Here is a 17,355-nt window from a genome sequence, read left to right on the forward strand (position 1 = left end):
CGCTGGGGCGGCACGGGTGGGCGCAGCGGCACCCCGCAGCGCCGGGCCGCGTCACCCCGCCCCCCGCCCGCGCCACCGCGCCGGTCAGCCGGACCCCCGTCCCGCTCACCCTCCTGCCACGTCACCCCGGGACCCCGGTCCGGTACTCCTGCGGACTGACGCCGTACACCCGCTTGAACGCCGCGGACAGCGCGAACGCGCTGCCGTAGCCGACCCGGCGGGCGATCGCACCGAGCGTGTCCTCGCCGTCGCGCAGCCGGTCGGCGGCCAGCGCGAGGCGCCAGCCGGTGAGGTACGCCATGGGCGGTTCGCCGACCAGGTCGGTGAAACGGCGGGCGAGCGCGGCGCGCGAGACGCCGGTCTTGGCGGCGAGCGACGCGACCGTCCACGGGTGCGCCGGGTCGTCCTGGAGCAGCCGCAGCGCCCGGCCGACGACCGGGTCCCCCAGGGCCCGGTACCAGGCGGGCGCATCGGCCGACGGACCGGCGAACCAGGCCCGGAGCGCGGCGATGACCAGCAGATCCAGCAGCCGGTCCAGGACCACCTCCTGACCGGGCTCGTCCCGCGCGACCTCGCTCATCAGCAGGGGCGTGAGGGGGTTGTCCCACGCCTCGGAGGTGAGCGACAGCAGCGGCGGCAGCGCGTCGAGGAGCCGGCCGCCGATCTCGCCGCGGACCAGGTAGGTGCCGATGAGCAGGACCGCCCGGCCGTCGGGGCGGTCGCCCCAGGTGCGTACGCCGAGATCCATCGAACCGTTGAGGGGGCGGCCGTCGGGGTAACTGCACGCGCCGCCCGGGAGGATCACCGCCTGAGGGGCGGTGCCGGGGTCGTCGGCGCAGACGTACGGGTCGGGACCGCGCGCGATGGCGAGGTCCCCGGCGCGCAGCCGCAGCCGCTCCCCCGTGTCCGGCACGATCCAGGCGTCGCCGCGGACCATGAGCATGACGGTCAGCGGCGCCTGATCCTCGACGCGCACGGCCCAGGGCGGGTCGAAACAGGCGCGGATCATGAAGGCGCCACGGGCCCGGGGGCCCTCCAGCAGTCCGGCGAGTGCGTCCACGGTGCCAGTGTCCCGGTTCGGCCCCCGGGCCGTTCACCCAGGGGCGTGGCCCTCTCCTCCGGCCGCCGCGTCCAGCGCCCGCCGCGCCGCCGCGACGACGGCACCGTCGGTGACGAAGTGGGTGTCGTCCTCGGCGGAGGTGCCGCCCGCGCCGAGGGGCACCCAGCCGGCCGCGCGCCGGGGCGTCGCCCGGGTCTTGGCGGAGAGGTGCACCGAGCCGGCGCCCGCCGTGAGCAGACCGGCGATGTCGCCCGGCCGTACCCCGCCCCCTGCGGCCACGTCGACCCCGGGGACCGCGGCGGCCATCGCGGTGAGCGCGGCGCTTCCCTCGATCGCGGTGCGCGCGCCGCCGGAGGTCAGGACACGGGTGATGCCGAGCCCCGGCAGCGCCGCGACGGCGGCCACCGGGTCGCTCGCCTGGTCCACCGCCCGGTGCAGCGTGACCTGCGCGGCGGGATCGGTGTCCCGGGCGGCGTCGGCGAGCGTCGCGAGGGCGTTCGTGTCGAGGGCGCCGTCCGGGGTCAGCGCGCCGACGACGACGCCGCGGGCACCGGCGCGCAGGGCGGCGCGCACCTCCGCGGCCATCAGGGCCACCTCCTCACCGTCGTACACGAAATCGCCGGGGCGGCAGCGGACGAGGACGTGGACGGGCGGACCGGACTCGACGGCCGCCTCGACGGCCGCGGTCGAGGGCGTCAGGCCGCCGAGTTCGAGTCCGGTGCACAGTTCGACGCGGTCCGCGCCGTGCTCGCGGGCGGTGCGGGCACCGGCCGGGGACACGACGGCGATCTCCAGGCTGGGGCGGGTACTCATTCGTCGGCCCCGGTCAGCGGCTGGTCGGCGGCGGGGACCATGCGCGCGGACAGGTCCGGGTCGGCCATGGCCGGGTCGAAGGGGAACATGGGCCGGCGGATGCGGTGGTGGCCGAGGCGGACGAGGTCCTGGTCGACGCCGCCCGGGGTGAGGGCCATCTTCCAGTCGGCGGCCATCGCGAACAGCTCGGGTTCCAGGTAGCCGATCTTCACGACGACGACGTCGGCGCCGCGCGGGTCGAGGTCCAGGTCGGTGAAGTCGTGCTCGTGGTGGTAGGGCTTGCGCAGCTCGGTGAGGATCACGTACGCGCTGCCGACCCGTATCACCACCTCGGTGCGGGCGTCGCGGTCCCCGAGCCGGACGGCGTGCACGACGCCGGTGAGGGTGACCGGGCCGGCGTGCCGGTCGTCGACCTCGGCGCCCGCCGTCACCGTCACCGTCGCCCCGACGCCCGCCGCGGCGGCGTGCCGGACGGCCTCGGGGCCCGGCACCGAGGCATACAGGACGGTCGGCCCGTCCTCCTTCTGGAACTCGGGGCGGGCCAGCAGCCGCGTCAGCCCCCACGTCACGTCGCCGGCGCCGCCCGCGGTCGGGTTGTCGCCGGTGTCGCTGACGTAGTACGGGCGTCGTTCGCCGGCCAGGGCCTCGTCGAGGATGTCGTCGAAGGTGCCGGTGGGGGCGACGAAGTCGAAGTCGTGGCGGGCCTCCCAGAAGCCGCGGGCCAGCTTCTCGGCGCCCGCCGAAACCGCCTGCTCGTCGTGGCCGGTGACGACGACCGCGGCCCGGTTGCGGGGTTCGTCGGCCCAGGCGTAGCCGACCCAGATCGCCGCGTCGATCACGCCTTGCTCCGCCTCCACCTGGGGAACGGCGCCGTACACGCTCTTCGCGGGCTCGATCCGGGTGGAGGTCTGCTCACCGGCCAGCAGGACGGGGACGGGCACCCATGCCTTCAGCGGGCGGGGGGCGCCGGAGGCGAGGTGGGTCAGGAGGTTGCGGACGGCGCGTTCCTTGGTCTCCATGTGGTCCTCGTGCGGGGCCATCCGGTAGCAGGTGATCAGGTCGCTGCGGTGGACGAGGGCGCGGGAGACGTTGCCGTGCAGGTCCATGGAGGTGGAGACGATCACGTCGTCGCCGACGACGGCGCGCACCTTCTCCAGGAGCAGCGCCTCGGCGTCGTCGAGGCCCTCGACGGTCATGGCGCCGTGGATGTCGAACCAGAGGCCGTCCAGCGCGGGCAGTGCGGCGAGCCGGGTGAGGAGTTCCCCGGTGAGTTCCTCCCAGGCGGCGGCGGTGACGGTGCCGCCGGGCAGTGACTTGCCGACCAGGGCGCCGTGCCAGTCGGCCGCCTCGCGCAGTTCCTCGCCGACGGCGAGGAAGGGGTAGCGGTCCAGTACCTCCTGGCCGCGGGAGGGGTGGAAGGCGGGGGCCTGGGTGCGGGCGGGCGAGAAGGTGGACGACTCGATGCCGAGTCCGGCGACGGCGACGACCGGGCGGCGGGAGGGGGCGGAGGTGGGAGTGGGGGTGGGGGTGGGGGTGCTGGGGTGCGACATGGCTCCTCGTTCGTGCGGGTGGTGCGGGTGGTGCGGGCTTGCTCAGGCAGTGGTGGGTGTCCGGAACCGGTCCGGGTCGAGCTGGGCTCCGCCGACCTCGCGCAGGGCCAGGGCGAGCGCCCGTTGGAGGGCGAACTGTCCGGCGCCCAGGAGGCCCGCGTCGGCGCCGAGGACGGCGCGTTCGATGGCGAGGTGTTCGGTGACCAGCGGGTGACAGCTCTCGTAGAGCTGGCTGCGGACGGCGGCGACGAAGGGTTCGACGGTGGAGAGGATGCCGCCCAGGTAGACGGCGTCCGGGTTGAAGAAGTTGACGTTCGCGGCGAGCACCTGGCCGAGGTAGTCCCCGGCCCTGCGCACCGCCCGGTTTGCCTCCGGGTGCGCGTCGGTGGCCAGCCGCACCACGTCCTCGGCCGTGCTGACGTCGACGCCCTCGTCGCGCAGCACCCGGACCAGGGCGGCGCCGGAGGCGACCGTCTCCAGGCAGTCGGTGTTGCCGCAGGAACAGGGCATGCGGTCGCCGTGGGCGATGCGGATGTGGGTGATCTCCCCGGCCGCTCCGGTGCCGCCGCGGTAGAGCCGGCCGTCGACGAGGGCGGCGGCGCCGATCGCGGTGCCCATCTTCACCATGATCACCTGCTGGTGGCGTCCCTTGCGGGCGGTGTGCTCGCCGACGGCCATGCAGTTGGCGTCGTTGTCGGCGACCGCGGGGACGGCGAAGCGCTCCCGGAGCCAGGACTCGACGGGGAAGCGGTTCCAGCCCGGCATGCGGGAGGGCTGCACGACGCGTCCGGAGGCGGTGTCGACCGGGCCGGGGAGGGAGAGGCCGACGCCGCGCAGCCGTGACCTGCCGTGGCGTTCGACCAGCTCGTCCAGGGTGGCGGCGAGCCCGGAGAGGGCCGCCTGCGGGCCGTCCGCGATCACCAGCGGCACGGTGGAGACGTCGCTCAGCTCGCCGCCCGGCAGGACCACGCCGACGCGGGCGTGCCGGCCGCCGAGGTCGGCGGCGACGGCGAACTCGTCCTGGCCACCGAGTCTGAGCACCTTGCGCGGGCGCCCACCGGTGGAGGACTGGGTTCCTTCCTCGGCGACGAGACCGTGCTCGACGAGCTGGGCCACGGCCACCGAGACGCTGGAGGCCGCGGCGCCGAGCAGCTCGGCGAGCTGGGCCCGGGAGGTCGCCCGGCCGGAGGCGACGAGTTCGAGGGCGCGCGCCGCCAGCGCCGAAGTGCCCGCCGTGCGCCGGCCCCGCGTACTTATTTCATTCATGTACGTGCTTACTTCCCCATGGTCGGTCCGATGCAGACAGTACGCCTGAAACGCCTTCCCGTGAATGGGGATTCGCCCAGTAAATCGGGACGGTCGCGGCGTCCGGACTTTTTTCAGAAACGGAGATACTTAGTTGTTACCCAACTTTGTTTGTGCCCGCGCCGGGGCAGGCGTTAGCTGACCTCCACGCCATTCACCTGGAGGAGATACATGTCCCCTGCTCGCACAGCGTCACGCCGACGCCGGGCGCTCGTCGCCGGCGCATGCGCGGCCGTGGGTGTGCTGCTCAGCGGCTGCACGGGCGGTGTCTCCGCCCCCTCGGGCTCGAAGAACGAGATCAATTACGCGCTTCCGGCGAACTTCACACCCAATTGGATCGTTCCGATCGGAACGCCGGGCCATCTCAACACCAACAACTCCTCGATATCCCAGGTGATGTGGGAGCCCCTGATCGCCTACGACGGCTCCAGCGGCGAGATCGGCTGGAACAAGGACAACTCCCTGGCGACACAGGCGAAGTTCGCCGCGGACAACAAAAGCGTCACCATCACCCTCGGCGACCGCCACTGGAGCGACGGCGAGCCCGTCACCTCCCGGGACGTCGAGTTCTGGTTCAACCTGGTCCGGGCGAACAAGAAGTCGTGGGCCAGCTACAGCCCGGGCAAGGCCCCGGACGTCTGGACCTCCTTCAAGACCCTGGACGACCGGCACTTCACGCTCGACTTCGACCGGGCCTACAACCGGCAGTGGATGCTCGCCAACGAGCTGAGCATGATCCGCCCGATGCCCCAGCACGTGTGGGACAAGACCGGCGACTCGGGCACGGTCTCCGACCTCGACCGCACGCCGGCCGGCGCCAGGAAGGTCTGGACGTACCTGATCGACGCCGGCAAGAAGATCTCCCGCTACGCGAGCGACCCGCTGTGGAAGACGGTCAGCGGACCGTACCGGCTCAAGTCGTTCGCCACCTCCGGCCGGGTCGAGCTGATCGAGAACGAGAAGTACGACGGCGGGGGCGCGGCCCACGTGAAGCAGATCAACCTGCTGTCCTTCACCACCGTGGCCGCCGAGGAGAACGCGCTGCGGGCCGGCACCGTCGACTACGGCTACATCAGGGCCTCCGACCTCGGGATCAAGAAGTCCTTCACGGACCTCGGCTACCACGTCGAGCGGTGGTCCGGCTGGGCCGTCACGTACATGCCGTACAACTTCAACAACCCCGAGATGGGCGCGGTCTTCCGGCAGTTGTACGCCCGGCAGGCCATCCAGATGTCCGTCGACCAGAAGACCCTGTCCGAGGTGCTCTACAACGGCACCGCGGTGCCCACCCACGGCCCCGTCCCGCAGGGCCAGCCGTCGGCCTTCCTGTCGGACGAGCAGAGGGCGGAGCCGTACCCGTTCTCCAACTCCGAGGCGCGCGGGCTGCTGACGGACCACGGCTGGAGCGAGCAGGACGGCACCATGGTGTGCACCTCACCGGGCACCGGCGAGGGGCACTGCGGCGAAGGCGTCGAGAAGGGCACCGAGTTCAGGATGCGAGTGCTCTCCCAGTCCGGCTCCACGGAGACGGACAACATGATGAGCGCCCTTCAGTCCTCCTTCGAGAAGACCGGCATCGACTTCGAGATCAAGACCGCCCCGGTCAACTCGGTCCTCTCGCAGACCGGGCAGTGCGAGGAGGACGACCCCGCCTGCAAGTGGCAGCTCTCCTTCTTCGGCAGCGCGGGCAGCTGGTACTTCCCCGCCTACCCCAGCGGCGACGCGCTCTTCGCGAGCGGCGGCGGCTCCAACTTCGGCAACTACTCCAACCCCGAAGTGGACGAGCTGATCGACCGGACCACCACCTCCTCGTCCTCCGACGCCATGCTCGCCTACAGCAAGGCCCTCGCCGAGGACCTGCCGGTGATCTGGCTCCCCGAGCCCGACTACCAGGTCTCCGTGATCAGGGACGGACTCGGCGGATTCGCCCAGGACTCCCTCGCCAACTTCCACCCCGCCATGTGGGCGTGGACCGAGTGAGCCCGGGCCCGGCCCCGTTCACCCGCAGCCGCCCCGTCCTCCCCACCCAGTCACCCGGAAACCCATGAGCACATACTCCTTCCTGATCAGGCGCGTCCTGCAGGCGCTGGCGGTGGTCCTCCTCGTGACCGTCGTGGTGTTCTGCCTGCTGCACGCCCTCCCCGGGGGTCCCGCACGCGGCATCCTCGGCCCGCAGGCCACCGCCTCGCAGATCGCCGCCTTCAACCACGAACAGGGGCTCGACAAGCCGCTGCCGGTCCAGTACCTGTACTTCCTGAACCAGCTGGTCCACGGCGATCTCGGCATGTCCTACACCCTCAACGAACCCGTCTCCCAGCTGATCACCGAGCGGCTGCCGAAGACGCTGCTGCTGACCGTCCTGTCGGCCGTCATCGGCCTGCTGTTCGCGGTGCCGCTCGGCGTGTGGCAGGCCGTCCGCCGCAACAAGCCGGTCGACTACGTCATCACCACGCTCAGCTTCGTCGCCTACTCCACCCCGGTGTACTTCCTCGGGCTGATCCTGGTCCTCGTCTTCAGCCAGGTCCTGCCCTGGTTCCCGGCCCAGGCGCCGCAGGGCAACGATGTCGCCGACATCCTCGCCCAGCCCCAGGGCCTGGTGCTGCCGGTGGTGGCCGGCGCGGCCACGATGGTCGCCGTCTTCAGCCGCTACATGCGCTCGGCCACGCTGGAGAACCTCACCGAGGACTACGTGCGCACGGCGCGGGCCGGCGGCTCCCGGACCCGGGCCGTCCTGACGCGGCACGTCTTCCGCAACTCGCTGACCCCCGTGGTGGCCATGCTCGGCTACTACATACCGGTCCTCTTCGGCGGCGCCCTGGTGGTGGAGCAGCTCTTCAACTACCCCGGGATGGGACTGCTGTTCTGGACCGCCGCCCAGTCCTCCGACTATCCCGTGCTGCTGGGCTGCGTCCTGGTCATCTCGATCGCCACGGTGACCGGCACCCTCCTGGCCGACATCGCGCAGCGCGTCATCGACCCCCGAGTGAAGGCAGGTCGGTCATGAGTTCCCTCACCTCCCTGGACGGGCTCGCGGCGACTCCCCCGCGCGCCGCCTCCGGCACCCGGCTCGCGGTCCGCCGCTTCCTGCGCAACCGCCTCGCCGTGGTGGGACTCGGGGTCGTGGTCTTCTTCGTGCTGTTCTGCTTCGTGGGCCCCCTGGTCCACGAGACCGACCAGACCCACACCCTTCTCCAGCAGGTGAACCAGTCGCCGAGCGGCGCCCATTGGCTCGGCACCGACGCGGTCGGCCACGACGAGCTGGGCAGACTGATGTACGGCGGCAAGGTCTCGCTGATCGTCGGCCTGTCGGCCGGCGTCCTCGCCACGGTCATCGGCACCCTGTGGGGCGCCGCGGCCGGCTACGCGGGCGGCTGGATCGACGCGGTCATGATGCGCGTGGTGGACGCGGGCATCGCCATCCCCGCCCTGTTCATCCTGCTGGTGGTCTCCGCGATCACCACCCCCGACCTGACCGGCCTCGTCCTCATCCTCGGTCTCATCTCCTGGCTGGTGCCCTCGCGCCTGGTGCGGGCCGAGACCCTGACCCTGAAGAACCGGGACTTCGTCCTCACCCTCCGCGCGATAGGCGGCTCGCACGGGCGGGCCATCGTCCGGCACATCCTGCCGAACTCGGTGTCGACCGTCATTGTGGCGGCCACCTTCCAGATCGCCGACGCGATCCTGCTGGTGGCGTACGTCTCCTACCTCGGCCTGGGCGTGCAGCCCCCGGCCACCGACTGGGGCGGCATGCTCTCCACCGGGATGACCGCCGCCTACTCGGGTCACTGGTGGCTGATCGTGCCGCCCGGCCTCGCCATCATCCTGGTGGTGTGGGCGTTCAACGCGATCGGAGACGGACTCCGGGACGCATTCGACGTGAGGGGGCGCGCATGAGCGCCGTTCGACGCCCGGCCGCTCCCGCCGCCGGGGACCACATCCTCGACCTCGACGACCTGGGCGTCGTCTTCACCACGGAGACCGGCACGGTGCAGGCCGTGCGCGGCGTGTCCCTGCACGTCGCGCCCGGCGAGACGCTCGCCCTGGTCGGCGAGTCGGGCTCGGGCAAGTCCACCGTCGCGCTGGCGGCCATGGGACTGCTGTCCGGCAACGCCCGGGCCACCGGACGGGCCGTCGTCGACGGCACCGACGTCGTCGGCGCCGACGAGGAGCGGCTGTCCCGGCTGCGCGGTTCGACCGTCTCCATGGTGTTCCAGGAGCCGGCCACCGCCCTCGACCCGCTCACCCGGGTCGGCAGGCAGATAGCCGAGGTGATCCGCAACCACCACCGCGAGGTCTCCGCGGCGGACGCCGCCGCCCGGGCCGTCGAGCTGCTGCGCCGGGTCGGTATCCCCGAGCCCGAGCAGCGGGCCCGCTCCTATCCGTTCCAGCTCTCCGGCGGCCAGCGCCAGCGCGTGGTCATCGCCATGGCCATCGCCAACGACCCGGCGCTGCTGATCGCCGACGAGCCCACCACGGCGCTGGACGTGACCGTGCAGGCCGAGATCCTCGACCTGCTGCGGCGGCTGGCGGCCGAGACCGGCACGGGTGTCCTGCTGGTCACCCACAACATGGGCGTCGTCGCGGACTTCGCCGACCGGGTCGCGGTGATGTACCAGGGCGCCGTCGTGGAGACCGGGCCCGTCGAGGACGTACTGCTGCGCCCCTCGCACGACTACACCAAGCGGCTGCTGTCCGCCGTGCCGCGGCTGTCGGTCGCGGAGGCCGGCGAGGCCGCCGGGGCGGGCGAGCGGGCGGCGGAGGAACCCGGGGACGCGTCCGCCGGGGAACCGGCGGTGGAGCTGACGGACGTCTCGGTGGTCTTCGGCCGCGGGAAGCACGCGGTGCACGCCCTGAGAGGCGTCTCCTTCGCCGTGCACCCGGGAGAGACGCTCGGCCTGGTGGGCGAGTCGGGCTCCGGCAAGTCCACCGCCTCCCGGGTGGCGCTCGGTCTGATCGCCCCGACGGCCGGCTCCGTCACCCTGTTCGGCGCCGACCTGGCCCGCACCCGGGCGCGGGCCCGGCGGGCGCTGCGGGCCGGCGTCGGCGTCGTCCTCCAGGACCCGGTCGCCTCGCTCGACCCCCGGATGACGGTCGGCGAATGCGTCGCCGAACCGCTGCGGGTGCACCGCCGGAAACTGTCCGGCAGGGAACGGGAGGCCCTGGTCGCCGGCGTTCTCGACCGGGTCCGGCTGCCGCGGGAGGTGGCCCGGCGGGCGCCGCGCGAACTGTCCGGCGGCCAGCGCCAGCGGGTGAGCCTCGCGCGTGCCCTGGTCCTCGAACCGCGGCTGCTCGTGGCGGACGAGCCCACCAGCGCCCTGGACGTGAGCGTGCAGGAGGCGGTCCTCGAAGTGATCCGCGAGCTGCAGGGGGAGCTGGGCTTCGCCTGCCTCTTCGTCTCCCACGACCTGGCCGTCGTCCAGCAGTTCGCGCGCCGGGTGGTCGTGATGCGGGCGGGGCGGGCCGAGGAGCAGGGGCTCACGTCGGCCACCCTGCGGCACCCGGAGACCGACTACACCCGGCGCCTGCTGGCGGCGGTGCCCGTGCCCGACCCCGTCGTCCAGCGCGGCCGCAGGGCGGAGCGGCTGGCGACCCTCGCCGCCGGGCGGACGGAGGAGCCGGCGTGAGCGGTGCCGACGCCCCGGTCTTCGCCGGGGTCGACATCGGGGGCACCACCACGCAGGTGGTGCTCTGCGACACGGAACTGAAGGTGCTCGACCGCGCGGAGGTGGCCACTCCGGCCCGTTCCGGCGGCCGGGCGATGATCGACGCGGTACTCGACGCGCTCGCGGTCGTGCGGGCGCGCACGCCCGGCCGGACGGCCGCCGTCGGGGTGGGCGCGGCCGGGGTGGTCGATGCCGTCTCCGGGCACGTCCTGGTGGCGAGCGACTCGTTCACCGACTGGGCCGGCTTCCCCGTGGCCGCCGCCCTGCGCACCGCGCTGGGCGTCCCCGCCTTCCTCGACAACGACGTCAACGCGTTCCTGCGCGGCGAGATCGCGTGCGGTGCGGCGGCGGGCGAGGCGGACGTCCTCGGCATGACCCTGGGCACAGGTGTCGGCGGGGCGCTGTGGACCGGCGGCGAGCTGCGTACCGGAGCCCACGGGGCGGCCGGCGAGATCGGCCACATCCCCGGCTTCGGCGACCTGCCGTGCACCTGCGGCGGCCGCGGCCACCTGGAGACGCTGGCCTCGGCCCGGTCCGTCCGGGCCCGCTACGGCGAGCGCACCGGGCGGGAGCTGACCGCCCGCGAGGTGGCCGACGCCGCCCGGGACGGGGACGCCGACGCCCGTGCCGTGTACGCGGCGGCGGGCGCCGGCATCGCCCGGGCGATCGTGATGACCGCGGGTCTCGTCGACATCGGCACGGTCGTGATCGGGGGCGGTGTCAGCGGCGCCTGGACCCTGCTCGAACCGCTGATCCAGGAGCGGCTCGCCGCCGAACCGCCGATCAGCGGCCACCCCGTCAAACTGCTGCGGGCGGCCCTGGGGTCCGACGCCGTACCGCTGGGCGCGGCGGCGCGGGCACGGTACGAGCTGACCGGCCGCTGACCGCCCGCCGGGCCCGGCGGGCCGGCGGGCTAGGAGGCTTCCGGCTTGTCGTGGCCGTGGCCGTCGTCGTGCTGGTCGTGGTGAGGGTGGGTGTGGTTGTGGTGCGCGGGCGGCGGGTTCTTCCCGTGGGTGCGCAGGCGGGCCGTGACGTCCTCGGGCGGCAGGAAGCGGGACCAGCGCTCCGGGAACTCGGAGGGCATGTCCGGGTCGCCCTCGCCGTTCGCGGAGGTGCGGGCCACGTACTCGGCGACCTGGGCCTGGCGCAACCGTTCGTTGGCCTCGCGGGCGGCGGCGGTGGCGGCGGCCGGCCACACCCGGTCGATGGCCGCGTTGACCGCCGCGCCGACGAGCACCGCGAACGCGGACACGCCGATCCACAGCAGCACGGCGACGGGCGCGGCCAGGGAACCGTAGATGGTGGGGCCCTCGACGGTGCTGGTGAGGTAGATGCGCAGCAGGAAGCTGCCCAGCACCCACATGGCGAGGGCCACCAGCGCGCCGGGGACGTCCTCGATCCACGGGGAGCGCACGGGTACGGAGACGTGGTACAGCGTGGTCAGGAAGGCCACGGACAGGATGATGACGACGGGCCAGTACAGGACCTGGACGACCGTCGTCGACCACGGCACGATCCGCACCACGGCGTCCGGCCCCGCCACCATCAGCGGCAGCGCGACCGACCCGATCAGCAGGGCCACGATGAAGAGGAGGAAGGCCATCAGGCGGGTGCGGACGATGCCCCGGACGCCGTCGAGGCCGTACATCACGGTGATCGTGTCGATGAAGACGTTCACCGCGCGGGAGCCCGACCACAGGGCGAACAGGAAGCCGATGGAGATGACGTCGGGCCGGCCGCCCTTCATCACGTCGTCCAGGATCGGTTCGGTGATCTGCTTGACGCCCTTCTCGGAGAGCACCGCGCGGGAGGCGTCCAGGATGTTGTTCCGCAGGCTCTCGGTGGTGTCGGCGCCGATCCAGGAGTCGACGTAGCCGAGCAGCCCGAGCAGGCTCAGCAGCAGGGGCGGCACCGACAGCAGGGTGAAGAACGCGGCCTCGGCGGCGAGACCGAGGATGCGGTACTCCATGCACGAGTTGACCGTGTCCTTGAGCAGCAGCCAGGCGGTCCTGCGTTTGGAGACGTTCCGGTACAGAACCCGGGCGCGGTGGAGCCGGCCCGAGGGCCGTTCGGGGGAGTCACTTGCTGGCTGCACGCCCTAAAGGTATCCGGCGCGGGGGCCGGCACTCATCCGCGGACGCCCGGTGATCCCGTAGCGGGCCCGCCGGGGTCGCGCGCGCGGTAGGTTCACGTCCATGGCAGGCAGTACCCACACCGTGACGAATCAGGCGCCGCCGCTGACCGGCTACGACGTCTTCACCGCCGACCGTGCCCTGACGGAGGCGGTCGAGCGGCATCTGCCGACGGAGCTGCGCGAGGAGGCGCTGGCCGAGCTGTCGGGGACGGGCCGCGGCTGCGGGGCGCTCCAGACCCAGGAGTGGGGGGCGCAGGCCAACGCGAGTCCTCCGGTGCTGCGCACCCACGACCGGTACGGGCACCGTGTCGACGAGGTCGACTTCCACCCCGCCTGGCACCGGCTGCTCGGCAAGGGTGTCTCGGCGGGCCTGACCGACGCGTGGTCGCGTCCGGGCGGGCACGTGCGGCGTGCGGCCGGGTTCCTGATGTGGACCCAGGTGGAGGCGGGGAACTGCTGTCCGCTGTCGATGACCCACGCGGCGGTGCCCGCCCTGCGCGCCGACCCCGACCTGGCCGCCGAGTGGGTGCCGCGGCTGACCTCCCGGGTCTACGACCGGGAGCTGCGGCCGGCCCGCCTGAAGGCCGGGGTGCTGTTCGGGATGGGCATGACGGAGAAGCAGGGCGGCAGCGACGTACGGGCGAACACCACGTCGGCGCGGCCGCTGGCCGAGGCCGGGACGTACGCGCTGACCGGGCACAAGTGGTTCTGCTCGGCGCCCATGTCGGACGGCTTCCTGGTGCTGGCCCGGGCGCCCGGGGGGCTGACCTGCTTCCTGGTGCCGCGCGTCCTGGCGGACGGCACCCGCAACGTGTTCCTGATCCAGCGGCTCAAGGACAAGCTGGGCAACCGGTCCAACGCCTCGGCGGAGGTCGAGTTCGCCGGGACGTGGGCGCGCCGGGTCGGCGAGGAGGGGCGCGGTGTGGCCACCGTCATCGAGATGGTGGCGGCGACCCGGCTGGACTGTGTACTGGGCTCGGCGGGGCTGATGCGGCAGGCGGTGGCGCAGGCAGTGCACCACTGCGGGTACCGCGAGGCGTTCGGTGGGAAGCTGGCCGACAAGCCGCTGATGCGCAACGTGCTCGCGGACCTCGCGATCGAGTCGGAGGCGGCGACCGTCCTCGGGATGCGGCTGGCGGCCGCCCACGACGCCGCCGGGGCCGGGGACGAGCGGGAGCGGGCGCTGCTGCGGCTCGCGGTGCCGGCGGCCAAGTACTGGGTGACCAAGCGCTGCGCGCCGGTGGCGGTGGAGGCGGCCGAGTGCCTGGGCGGCAACGGGTACGTCGAGGAGTCCGGGCTGCCCCGGCTGGTGCGCGAGTCGCCGCTGAACTCGGTCTGGGAGGGCGCCGGGAACGTGCAGGCGCTGGACGTGCTGCGGGCGCTGGGGCGGGACCCGGCGGCGCTGGACGCGTATCTGACGGAGGTGGGCGCGGCGCGCGGGGCCGATCACCGGCTGGACGCGGCGATCCGGGACCTGCTGACGGAGCTGGCCGACCTGGCGGCCGCCGAGGGGCGGGCGCGGCTGCTGGCGGAGCGGCTGGCGCTTGTGTTGCAGGGCGCGCTGCTGGTGCGGTTCGCGCCGCCGGAGGTGGCCGACGCGTTCTGCGCCTCGCGGCTGGGCGGCGACGGGGGTGCGGCGTTCGGCACGCTGCCGCCGACGCTGGACCTGGCGGCGGTCGTGGAGCGGGCGCGGCCCGTGGTCTGATTCCGGCCGCGTGGCGCGGGGGTGGTGCTGCGCCGACACGGCACCACCCCCGCCACACGGGCCTGTTCGGGCCGCGTACGCCGCTCGGGACGGCGTGGTTCAAGTTTGGACACCCGCGGGGCCGTCCACCAGGGTTGCAGGGGGTTGCAACTTGCGGTCGGCTGTGTGCGGACTGTGCCCGTCCGACATGGGCAACCGGTCAGTATGAGACGAGCAATCGACTTCCGGAAGGACGAGGTCCCGTGGCGCTCTCGCCCATGGACGTGACGCAGTTCGCCGCCGCCGACACGGCGCGTGCGGCGCGGATGCTCAGCGAGGTCCGCTCCGCGAGACTCTCGGGCGGGCGGGCTCCGGTGGCACCGCGGCCGGTGATCGAGCAGTCCTGGGACCGGATGCTGCGCAGCGGCGTCGATCCGGAGCACGACGTCCGCTCCGGGCTGCTGGGCCCGGAGGAGATCCGGCGGCGGCGCGAGTCCTCCCCGCTGCGGCACGTCCTGCCGGTGCTGCGGGAGGCGCTGCTGTCGGTCGCCGACGTGGCCCACCACATCATGGTGGTCGCGGACGAGGACGGCCGGGTGCTGTGGCGGGAGGGCAGCGCGCGGGTGCTGCGCCGGGCCGACGGGCTCGGGTTCGAACTCGGGGCGGACTGGCGGGAGGAGGTGGTCGGCACCAACGGCCTGGGGACACCGGCGGTGACCCGGCGGCCCGTACAGGTCTTCGCCTCAGAGCACTTCGTACGGTCCCAGGCCACCTGGACCTGTGCCGGGGCGCCGATCACCGACCCGCGCAGCGGACGGCTGCTCGGGGTGGTCGACGTGAGCGGGCCGCTGGAGACGATGCATCCGGCGACGCTGGCCTGGGTCGACTCGGTGGCCAAGCTGGCGGAGGCCCGGCTGCGGGAGCTGCACACGCAGTCGCTGGAGCGGTTGCGGGCGGTGGCCGCGCCGGTGCTGGCCCGGCTGGAGGGGCGGGCGCTGGTGGCGGACCGGGACGGCTGGACGGCGGCGGTGACGGGGATGCCGTACGTGGAGCGGGTGGTGCTGCCCAAGTCGCCGGAGGCGGGGGCGCGGTGGCTGCCGGGGTTCGGGGCGGGCACGGTGGAGCCGCTGGCGGAGGGCTGGCTGGTGCGGGCCGCGGCGGGGCCGGTGCCCCAGGGCGCCGTCCGGATCGTCCTCGACCTCGGTCAGCCGCGCCGGTGGTCGGTGCGGGTGCTGGGCGGCGCGGAGGACTGGGCGCGGGAACTGAGCCCGCGGCACGCGGAGTTGCTGTACCTGCTGGCGGTGCACCGGGGCGGGCGCAGCGCCGCCGGGCTGGCCGAGGACATGTTCGGCGACCGGGCCCGCACGGTGACGGTACGGGCGGAGATGTCGCGGGTACGGAGGTACCTCGGGGCCTACCTGGAACACCGGCCGTATCGTTTCTGCGAGGACGCGGAGGTCGAGGTCCTGCTCCCGGCCGACCCCCGCGACCTGCTCCCCCACTCCACGGCACCGGCGGTGACGGAGGCACGAGCATCGGCGACGGTGCCGTGACCGGGGCCCGCGACGCCGCAGTACGGCGGGACGGTGGGCCCGGCCTCGTACCGCCCTCGACGAGGAGGACCCGGATGGCCGTAAAGGCGGGTTGATTCCGCATATTTGCATCGTCTGCGTCCGCCGGGCCGTCCGTCTGTCGTAGCATCCTCTACGGACCGCCTCATCCGCTCCTCGGTCAACGCGTCCACCGTCGAGCACAGTTGGTCCGGTGTCCGTGGAGGTTCTATGAAGCAGCGCGGCAGACACCGCCGGCGCAGACGGGGCAGGGCGCTGCGCGCGGCCCTGACCGGCGCCGCGCTCGCACTGACCGGCGCGGCCACGCTGATCAGCGCCTCGCAGGCCACGGTCGCCGACGACCCCGGCACCCTCAAGCCCCTCACCTCCGCCGCCGACACCGAGGCGCTGCGGCTGACCGAGCACCGGGTGCCGACGGCCTGGCTGGACCGGCTCTCCGCCGCGATGGGCGACCCGGTGGGCGTCGACACCGTCCTCGACTCCGCCGACCGCACCCTGCGCGACGCCGACGACTGCGCGACCGGGGAGCGCGAGGCGCTGCCGGTCTCCCCCGCCGCCACCCGCGCCTACTGCTGGGACGAGGCCGACACCGACGGCTGGCGTCCCGGCGCCGTCACCACCTCGGGGGAGGCGGAGCAGGACGGCCGCTGGGGCGGCCACCGCGTCATCCTCTCCGCCTGGTCCCGCGACGACGGCACGCCCCAGGGCGGTCTCGCCCGGGTCTCCTTCGTCAACGCCGACGACCCCGGCCGGCTCGGCTACGCCTCGGCGCTCCTCGCCGTGCCGGTCGACGGCGGTCACGACTACCGGGGCCTGGCCTCCCCCGTCACCGGCATGGTCTGGTACCGCGACAAGCTGCTGGTCACCGCCGCCGCCGGGGACCGCGACGCGCTGTACGTGTACGACGTGCAGCGGGTCCAGCGCGCCACCACCGCGGCGGACGCCGTCGGCCGGGTGCCCGGCGGCTGGGCGGCGGGCGGCCACCGGTACGTGCTGCCCGCCATCGCCTCCTACCGGCTCCCCGACCTCGACGGCGCCGCCCGCCCCGGCGCGATCTCCCTGGACCGCGGCACGACCCCCGACAGCCTGGTGGCGAGCGAGCGCGTGGACGCGGACGGCGACCGGCCCACCCGGCTGTGGCGCTACGCCCTGCGCGCCGGCACCGACCCCGAGCGCGGCGGACTGCCGGTCACGGACTCCACCGGGCACGTCAACGCGGTGGAGGCGTACGAGACCGGTGCGGCCGAGGTCGGCGGCGTACTGTCGTACCGCCCGCCCAGCGCGACACGGACGGACTGGTACCTGGGACGCGCGGCCGGCGGGCAGGACGGACGCGGCACCCTGTGGCGCCAGGACACGCGGGGCGCGCGGGCGTCGGAGTGCGGCGCGGACCGGTCGCAGCAGTGCTGGAGCGGACCTGCGGGTTCGCTGTCGTACTCGGCGCCGACCGGCGAGGTCTGGTCCCAGTCCGGCCGGATGCTGTTCGCGCTGCCGATGGCGTCGATCGAGGACGCCCTCGACTGACGCGCGTCGCCGTCGCGGGCGTCGCACCGGCCCGCGCGGGCGGGGATCGAC

Annotated in this window: 13 protein-coding genes; 8 read left to right on the top strand and 5 right to left on the bottom strand. The window is 73.6% G+C overall.

The features are described from left to right. Nucleotides 1–121: 121 nt before the first annotated feature. The 4 genes from D1J63_RS07460 to D1J63_RS07475 are packed head-to-tail and all read right to left on the bottom strand — an operon-like array spanning nucleotide 122 to nucleotide 4,689. Nucleotides 122–1,060, bottom strand: a complete 939-nt coding sequence (locus D1J63_RS07460) for an AraC family transcriptional regulator (protein ID WP_125628267.1) — start codon at nucleotides 1,058–1,060, stop codon at nucleotides 122–124. 33 nt (nucleotides 1,061–1,093) lie between these two features. Then, nucleotides 1,094–1,873, bottom strand: coding sequence for a copper homeostasis protein CutC (locus D1J63_RS07465; protein ID WP_125628268.1), 780 nt, complete (start codon nucleotides 1,871–1,873; stop codon nucleotides 1,094–1,096). Next, nucleotides 1,870–3,423: a M81 family metallopeptidase gene (locus D1J63_RS07470; RefSeq protein WP_125628269.1), complete on the bottom strand. Its 1,554-nt coding sequence runs from the start codon at nucleotides 3,421–3,423 to the stop codon at nucleotides 1,870–1,872. Before D1J63_RS07470 ends, D1J63_RS07465 begins: the two co-directional genes overlap by 4 nt. Before the next feature lie 42 nt (nucleotides 3,424–3,465). Next, nucleotides 3,466–4,689 carry an ROK family protein gene (locus D1J63_RS07475; protein ID WP_125628270.1) on the bottom strand — a complete coding sequence of 408 codons (1,224 nt, stop codon included), beginning with the start codon at nucleotides 4,687–4,689 and terminating at the stop codon, nucleotides 3,466–3,468. 210 nt (nucleotides 4,690–4,899) lie between these two features. Between D1J63_RS07475 and D1J63_RS07480 the strand changes: the two genes are divergently transcribed. From D1J63_RS07480 to D1J63_RS07500, 5 genes are all read left to right on the top strand, one after another. Next, nucleotides 4,900–6,708 (top strand): peptide ABC transporter substrate-binding protein, encoded by a 1,809-nt coding sequence (locus tag D1J63_RS07480; protein WP_125628271.1) that lies wholly within the window; start codon nucleotides 4,900–4,902, stop codon nucleotides 6,706–6,708. A gap of 64 nt (nucleotides 6,709–6,772) precedes the next feature. Further along, nucleotides 6,773–7,732, top strand: a complete 960-nt coding sequence (locus tag D1J63_RS07485; protein WP_125628272.1) for an ABC transporter permease — start codon at nucleotides 6,773–6,775, stop codon at nucleotides 7,730–7,732. Further along, nucleotides 7,729–8,622: an ABC transporter permease gene (locus D1J63_RS07490; RefSeq protein WP_102927234.1), complete on the top strand. Its 894-nt coding sequence runs from the start codon at nucleotides 7,729–7,731 to the stop codon at nucleotides 8,620–8,622. The genes D1J63_RS07485 and D1J63_RS07490 overlap by 4 nt, the downstream gene beginning before the upstream one ends. Beyond that, nucleotides 8,619–10,352 carry an ABC transporter ATP-binding protein gene (locus D1J63_RS07495; protein ID WP_125628273.1) on the top strand — a complete coding sequence of 578 codons (1,734 nt, stop codon included), beginning with the start codon at nucleotides 8,619–8,621 and terminating at the stop codon, nucleotides 10,350–10,352. The genes D1J63_RS07490 and D1J63_RS07495 overlap by 4 nt, the downstream gene beginning before the upstream one ends. Further along, a complete protein-coding gene (locus tag D1J63_RS07500) occupies nucleotides 10,349–11,275 on the top strand; it encodes an ROK family protein (protein ID WP_125628274.1) in 927 nt (308 codons plus the stop codon). Before D1J63_RS07495 ends, D1J63_RS07500 begins: the two co-directional genes overlap by 4 nt. A gap of 29 nt (nucleotides 11,276–11,304) precedes the next feature. On the opposite strand, the gene D1J63_RS07505 is transcribed toward D1J63_RS07500, so the two are convergent. Beyond that, on the bottom strand, nucleotides 11,305–12,486 hold the full coding sequence (locus D1J63_RS07505; protein WP_176153322.1) for a YihY/virulence factor BrkB family protein: 1,182 nt from the start codon (nucleotides 12,484–12,486) through the stop codon (nucleotides 11,305–11,307). Between the two features lie 100 nt (nucleotides 12,487–12,586). On the opposite strand from D1J63_RS07505, the gene D1J63_RS07510 reads away from it, so the two are divergent. The 3 genes from D1J63_RS07510 (at nucleotide 12,587) to D1J63_RS07520 (ending at nucleotide 17,304) form a co-directional block, all read left to right on the top strand. After that, a complete protein-coding gene (locus D1J63_RS07510) occupies nucleotides 12,587–14,230 on the top strand; it encodes an acyl-CoA dehydrogenase family protein (protein WP_125628275.1) in 1,644 nt (547 codons plus the stop codon). Nucleotides 14,231–14,472: 242 nt separating this feature from the next. Beyond that, nucleotides 14,473–15,762 carry a GAF domain-containing protein gene (locus D1J63_RS07515; protein WP_125628276.1) on the top strand — a complete coding sequence of 430 codons (1,290 nt, stop codon included), beginning with the start codon at nucleotides 14,473–14,475 and terminating at the stop codon, nucleotides 15,760–15,762. 228 nt (nucleotides 15,763–15,990) lie between these two features. Next, entirely contained in the window at nucleotides 15,991–17,304 is a 1,314-nt protein-coding gene (locus tag D1J63_RS07520) for a hypothetical protein (protein ID WP_125628277.1), read from the top strand. The last annotated feature ends 51 nt before the right edge of the window (nucleotides 17,305–17,355 follow it).

The organism is Streptomyces sp. KPB2, assembly GCF_003950055.1.
In the GTDB taxonomy this organism is placed as follows: Bacteria; Actinomycetota; Actinomycetes; order Streptomycetales; family Streptomycetaceae; genus Streptomyces; species Streptomyces salinarius.

Excerpts from the sequence above, each read along its gene's own strand:
- D1J63_RS07465 (WP_125628268.1), bottom strand. The coding sequence starts at position 1,873 with ATGAGTACCCGCCCCAGCCTGGAGATCGCCGTCGTGTCCCCGGCCGGT.
- D1J63_RS07470 (WP_125628269.1), bottom strand. The coding sequence starts at position 3,423 with ATGTCGCACCCCAGCACCCCCACCCCCACCCCCACTCCCACCTCCGCC.
- D1J63_RS07475 (WP_125628270.1), bottom strand. The coding sequence starts at position 4,689 with ATGAATGAAATAAGTACGCGGGGCCGGCGCACGGCGGGCACTTCGGCG.
- D1J63_RS07480 (WP_125628271.1), top strand. The coding sequence starts at position 4,900 with ATGTCCCCTGCTCGCACAGCGTCACGCCGACGCCGGGCGCTCGTCGCC.
- D1J63_RS07485 (WP_125628272.1), top strand. The coding sequence starts at position 6,773 with ATGAGCACATACTCCTTCCTGATCAGGCGCGTCCTGCAGGCGCTGGCG.
- D1J63_RS07490 (WP_102927234.1), top strand. The coding sequence starts at position 7,729 with ATGAGTTCCCTCACCTCCCTGGACGGGCTCGCGGCGACTCCCCCGCGC.
- D1J63_RS07495 (WP_125628273.1), top strand. The coding sequence starts at position 8,619 with ATGAGCGCCGTTCGACGCCCGGCCGCTCCCGCCGCCGGGGACCACATC.
- D1J63_RS07510 (WP_125628275.1), top strand. The coding sequence starts at position 12,587 with ATGGCAGGCAGTACCCACACCGTGACGAATCAGGCGCCGCCGCTGACC.
- D1J63_RS07520 (WP_125628277.1), top strand. The coding sequence starts at position 15,991 with ATGAAGCAGCGCGGCAGACACCGCCGGCGCAGACGGGGCAGGGCGCTG.